Origin of the sequence: Solibacillus silvestris (assembly GCF_051967575.1) — a bacterium.
GTDB lineage: Bacteria > Bacillota > Bacilli > Bacillales_A > Planococcaceae > Solibacillus > Solibacillus silvestris_B.
Genome location: NZ_JBQCJW010000064.1, coordinates 1 through 5100, shown reverse-complemented (window position 1 = coordinate 5100; position 5100 = coordinate 1). Strand labels below are relative to the sequence as shown.

Sequence of the window (5100 nt, the reverse complement as noted above, 5' to 3'; positions counted from 1 at the left end):
CATACACAAAAAAACGAAATGACATGACGTCATTTCGTTTTTTTGTGTGGACCAGAACTATTTATGTCCCAGCCTCTATTTTTTCTTTAATTTTGCGCTTGTGGAGTTTGGGTTGGTGGTGTTAAAACTTTTAAAAGCTCAAGACGAGATTTCGTAACTGTCGCCGTAACACCTAATTTTGATAAGTTTGTAACAATACGCTTTAAATCAATCTCTTTCGCCATTCGATTACACCTCAAACTTTCCTTTATTAGTATATATAACGAAAATAATTTCTAAAAGTTTCAACTTTTCAAGGTCAGACCTTCTACTTCTCTATGTTATCATGGAAATGTTTATTTATATTTTTCAGTTTTGTGACAAAAGTAAAGGATAGTTAAATTTAACCAATTCATAAAACTAATAAACCTTTTTTAGCTTTTTCGATTAAAATAAATATTTTTTTCGCAGCAATTTTTATAATTACATATGAATTAACTTATTTATCCATATTGATGACGTTTATATTTATCAAATTAACACTACGTGCATAGTAAAAACGATTCGCATTTAAATTTTAGGCATGTTTAGCAAAAATTACAAGTGGAAATATTGTAAAATATCACGAACATTTTTTGAAGTTATAGCGATTAGATAGGAACAATTTATTGTCCCGAATATCCTTTAATTAATAATTTCACATAGATGTGACTTCAATAGGAGGAACTTCAGTTGGCACATATAGAGAAAAATATTTTCATCCCGAAGGAATTAGTAAATTATCATAGCAGTTTAAGTCATTCTGCTGAACAGGCAGCAATTTTGAAACCCGTGAAGCAGCCCGCATTTTTGCATGAAAGCAAATTTGCAGGACTCCCATTTTTGACACATAAAATGGAACACCCTAAAGACAATCAAAATCGCTATATGATATTTTTGGCGCAGCTCAACTTTTCGGAAATACAGCTGGCAAAGCCATTTCCGGAAGACGGCATTTTACAATTTTATATCCCGCAGCAATGTTATGAAAAAGTAAAGCTCCATTCGGAGTATTGTCATTTTAAAGTACAATATATACCTTATTCTGGGCACTATAATCATTTTATTCACGACTTCACCTACTTAGAAGATATAAATTTAAGCAATTTTCCGATTCAGCAGGAAATGAAGCTTATCTCCACAACCCGATTCGAACCTGTATCGGCAATGGACTATCGCTTGAATAATTATTTCAATCCCGAAATTATGAATGTGGCGATTACGCTGGATGATCGTTCATTCCAGGATGTTTATTTGGAAAGCTATTTGGCGGCCGAACATAAAATCGGGGGCTATCCATATTTTATTCATCAGGATTTCAGAAAAAACTCTGCGTATTTGCAGCGTTACGATACATTGCTTTTGCAAATTGTTTCGAATGACGAGCAAAATATTATGTGGGGGGATAGCGGAATTATTAGCTTTTTTATTAACTCCACAAAATTGGCGCAATGCGATTTTTCGGATATTTACTTCCATATTGAAGAATATTGATGCACAATATGAAGCACTTGCTTATACAATTGTCGAGTGTTTCTTTTTTTGTTTTGCGTTCATACGATATAATGGAGGAAAATAAGGAAAGTAGGTGAACTTTTTGAGCGCTATTATCCAAACTTACTTTTTAGTACCTTTTATTATGTTTTTGAATATTCTTTTCGCTTTAACCGTAATTTTTTTAGAGCGTAAAAAACCTTCATCGACTTGGGCATGGCTGCTCGTTCTTTTTTTCTTGCCGTTTGTTGGATTTTTCCTCTATTTATTATTAGGGAGACAGCTTAGAAAGAAACATTTATTCCGTTGGGACGGAAGAAAAGATATCGGGATTGAACAACTCATCAGTTACCAGATTGAAGCAATTCAAAATGACGAGCTGGAGCTGCGGAACGAGCATATAAAAAATTATAACCATCTTATTTATATGAATTTAAAAACAAATAATGCCGTTTTGACGCAAGATAATGATGTGAAAATTTTCGATGATGGGGGCGACAAGTTCGAAGCTCTTATAAACGACATACTCCACGCAAAAAATCATATTCATATTCAATATTATATTTTTAAATTGGATAATTTAGGGCAGCGGATTATAAATGCCTTAGTAAAAAAGGCGAAACAAGGTGTGAAAGTAAGGATTTTATATGATGAGATGGGTTCCCGCAGTGTGCGAAAACGGCATTTTAAAGAGTTGTTGGAAGCTGGCGGCGAAGTGGAAGTGTTTTTCCCATCTATACTGCCTTTAATCAATCCGCGATTAAACTTCCGGAACCATCGTAAAATCGCTGTCATAGATGGTCGCATCGGCTATATCGGCGGATTTAATGTCGGGGACGAATATTTGGGCTTATCCGATCGATTCGGCTATTGGCGCGATACCCATTTACGCATTGAAGGAAGTGCTGTTCATCCGTTGCAGACCCGCTTTATTTTAGATTGGAATCAAGCGAGCGCGAAAAATGATATTTGCTATGCAGAACGCTACTTCCCGATTATCCCGCAAAAAGGGACAGCCGCTTTGCAAATCATTTCAAGCGGACCTGATACGGAATGGGAAGTTATAAAAAACAATTATTTGCATTTAATAGCGAATGCCAAAAAATACGTGTACATACAGTCCCCGTATTTCATTCCGGATGAATCATTTTTTGATGCTATTCGCATTGCGGCTCTTGCTGGTATCGATGTGCGGATTATGATACCGAATAAGCCTGACCATATGTTTGTGTATTGGGCCACTTATTCGTATGTGGGGCCGCTCGTCGAAGCCGGCGCGAAGGTTTACCATTATGAAAAGGGCTTTATCCACGCGAAAATGATAGTCGTCGATGATGAGATTGCCTCTGTCGGTACAGCGAACATTGATGTACGGAGCTTTAGTTTAAACTTTGAAGTAAATGCCCTGATTTATGACCATTTATTGGCACATCGTCTCGCGGAAATATTTGAAGGCGACATTTTGGACTGCTCTGAGCTTACATTGGAGCTTTATAAAAACCGTCCGACCTATATTAAATTCAAAGAATCAATATCGCGATTATTGTCTCCGATTTTATAATGAAAAAGGGATGTGCTAGCGTAACACTTCAGCACATCCCTTTTATTATGCATTAACGGGCATCAAATCATCCGTAAAAGCCTGATTGATGAAACTTAATGATCGGTTGGGGGGGTTATCCCTCAATAATTGAAATCCATTTTACTGTATCCCCAAATATTCTTCCAATGTGACTCCTGCTTCATAAACTTTCGTTGCCATGTCACCTTCCAAATAGCGGAAATGCCATGATTCATGCATGAAGCCTGTTATATCCTCTTTCCCTTTTGGGTAGCGTAGGATAAAGCCGAATTCATAGCAATGCTGGGCCAACCATTGTCCGGCTTTTGATTCGCCGAAAGCACTTGTCAGCCATAAATCTTCGCGGCCCTTTTCTCCGATGTCAAAGGCTAAACCTGTCTGATGCTCTGAATACCCTGGTCTTGCACTATAGCGGTCAGCCGCATCTTTTCCGTCCCGATTCACATAACGATCGTATAATGTCTTTTGATATTCATAAGAACGAAAACCACTGAATGCCACAAGCTCAATACCTTCTTCTTTCGCTGCGGCTGCCATTTTCTCGAAAGCAGCTCGCGCCTTAGGATCTTCGCCTTTATTATAAGATGCTGGGAGCGGGTTCTTTTTGTTCGCAATTAAAACCCCTTTTACATAAGTAGGTTCTGTCGGAGGCTTTTGCCCAATAAGATAGCCATTTTCCAACTGTTCATCTTCTGAAGGTGGCGTTGTACTCGGTTTCTCTAAAGAGGGCTGCTCATTTTTTTGGTCTATTGGCTTTGAATTTGTTTGTTCGCCATTTTTATCCGTTATATCCACCTTCCCTACGTCTTGGGGCTGTTCAGGTTGTTCTGTGTCAATCGTTTTGTCTGTCACTTCTTCATTTCCCTGCTCTGTCGGGATGAGTGGAGTAGGCTGTGCGATGTTCATTTTATAATAAATTGAGCCTAAAATCGCTATTAATATAACGATTGATATGGAAATAATCAATGCAATCGGGCTTTTTCTTTTCGATTTTTGGTTCATTACAGTTCGCCTTCTTTTTTTCTTTTTTTATCCTGCGACAATTACAAACAAAACGACAATCGATAGAACCGCAAAAATGATCGACATTTTCTGCATCCATTTTGCTTCCTTTTCATGTCCTTTTTCTTTAAACGTGCGCGAACGGAAAAAGTTCGTAAATGTAAACATAATCGTCATCGATAAAATGGCCGCTTCCGTATTTTGCTTTACGACAAAAAATAATGCGGATAAACTTGCTCCTGCAACTAGCACAAGCGATAATGCTTTTTCATACTTTTTCATCTTTCTCTCCTTGAATGATGATTGCAATTTTTTATTTGATTTAAGGCAATCCAATTTTTAACCTTAGACTAGTATAAAACTAGATTGAATGATAATGCAATTTTTGAAAAACCTTATAATGCTAGTTTTGTTTCTCCAAAATAAAAACTCTACATGTCACACTATAAACGATGCAGAGTTTTCATATATTATTCTTTTATTGCAATGCTTCATGCTAGACGAATAGCAGAATTTGCAAGCATTGACCAGTGTATTTTAAAAATTCAAATATAAAAGGCTATACATTTTCATATTCCACTTCCGCAATTTCAAAACGGAAAAATTCATGATGCAACTCGTCACGGAAATGCTTCGGTGTGACACCTGTATATTTTTTGAAAATTCTTGTGAAGTAGCTTTGATTGCAAAAATGGAATTGGTCGGAAATCGATGTAATGCTCTTATTCGTATGGCGCAAATAGTATTGAGATTCCTCTACACGGCGAACGTTTAAATATTCAACTAATGTAATGCCTACATGTTCACGGAAAATACGCGATAAATGACTCGTACTAATATGGAAGTTTGCTGCAATGCTTTCAACTGTCAAATCATTCTCAAGTTCATCATTTATGTACATAATTACTTTGTTTACCGTTTGGTGACCCCCCTCTGTTAGGATAGATGTCGTACCGAGCTAACGTGATATGATTAAGTAAAATACACGGAGGTCGAGACGAATG

General features: G+C 36.9%; 5 protein-coding genes and 1 pseudogene. 2 read left to right on the top strand and 4 right to left on the bottom strand.

Going from position 1 to position 5100, the window contains the following annotated elements; translation table 11 throughout:
* Positions 1-86: 86 nt before the first annotated feature.
* Positions 87-224 (bottom strand): Lmo0850 family protein, encoded by a 138-nt coding sequence (locus ACTHOQ_RS18610; protein ID WP_008405794.1) that lies wholly within the window; start codon positions 222-224, stop codon positions 87-89.
* Between the two features lie 487 nt (positions 225-711).
* On the opposite strand from ACTHOQ_RS18610, the gene ACTHOQ_RS18605 reads away from it, so the two are divergent.
* Complete coding sequence (locus ACTHOQ_RS18605; RefSeq protein WP_440497674.1) at positions 712-1512, top strand: YwqG family protein; 801 nt, start codon at positions 712-714, stop codon at positions 1510-1512.
* Between the two features lie 94 nt (positions 1513-1606).
* Entirely contained in the window at positions 1607-3073 is a 1467-nt protein-coding gene (cls, locus tag ACTHOQ_RS18600; protein ID WP_440497673.1) for a cardiolipin synthase, read from the top strand.
* Positions 3074-3214: 141 nt separating this feature from the next.
* Here cls and ACTHOQ_RS18595 read toward each other — a convergent pair whose 3' ends face one another.
* The 3 genes and pseudogenes from ACTHOQ_RS18595 to ACTHOQ_RS18585 all read right to left on the bottom strand — a co-directional run.
* Positions 3215-4096 (bottom strand): M15 family metallopeptidase, encoded by an 882-nt coding sequence (locus ACTHOQ_RS18595; RefSeq protein ID WP_440497671.1) that lies wholly within the window; start codon positions 4094-4096, stop codon positions 3215-3217.
* A 27-nt stretch (positions 4097-4123) separates the two neighbouring features.
* Positions 4124-4378: a hypothetical protein gene (locus ACTHOQ_RS18590; RefSeq protein ID WP_440497670.1), complete on the bottom strand. Its 255-nt coding sequence runs from the start codon at positions 4376-4378 to the stop codon at positions 4124-4126.
* A 277-nt stretch (positions 4379-4655) separates the two neighbouring features.
* A pseudogene (locus tag ACTHOQ_RS18585) lies at positions 4656-5021 on the bottom strand (helix-turn-helix transcriptional regulator); the annotation flags it as partial.
* Between the last annotated feature and the right edge of the window lie 79 nt (positions 5022-5100).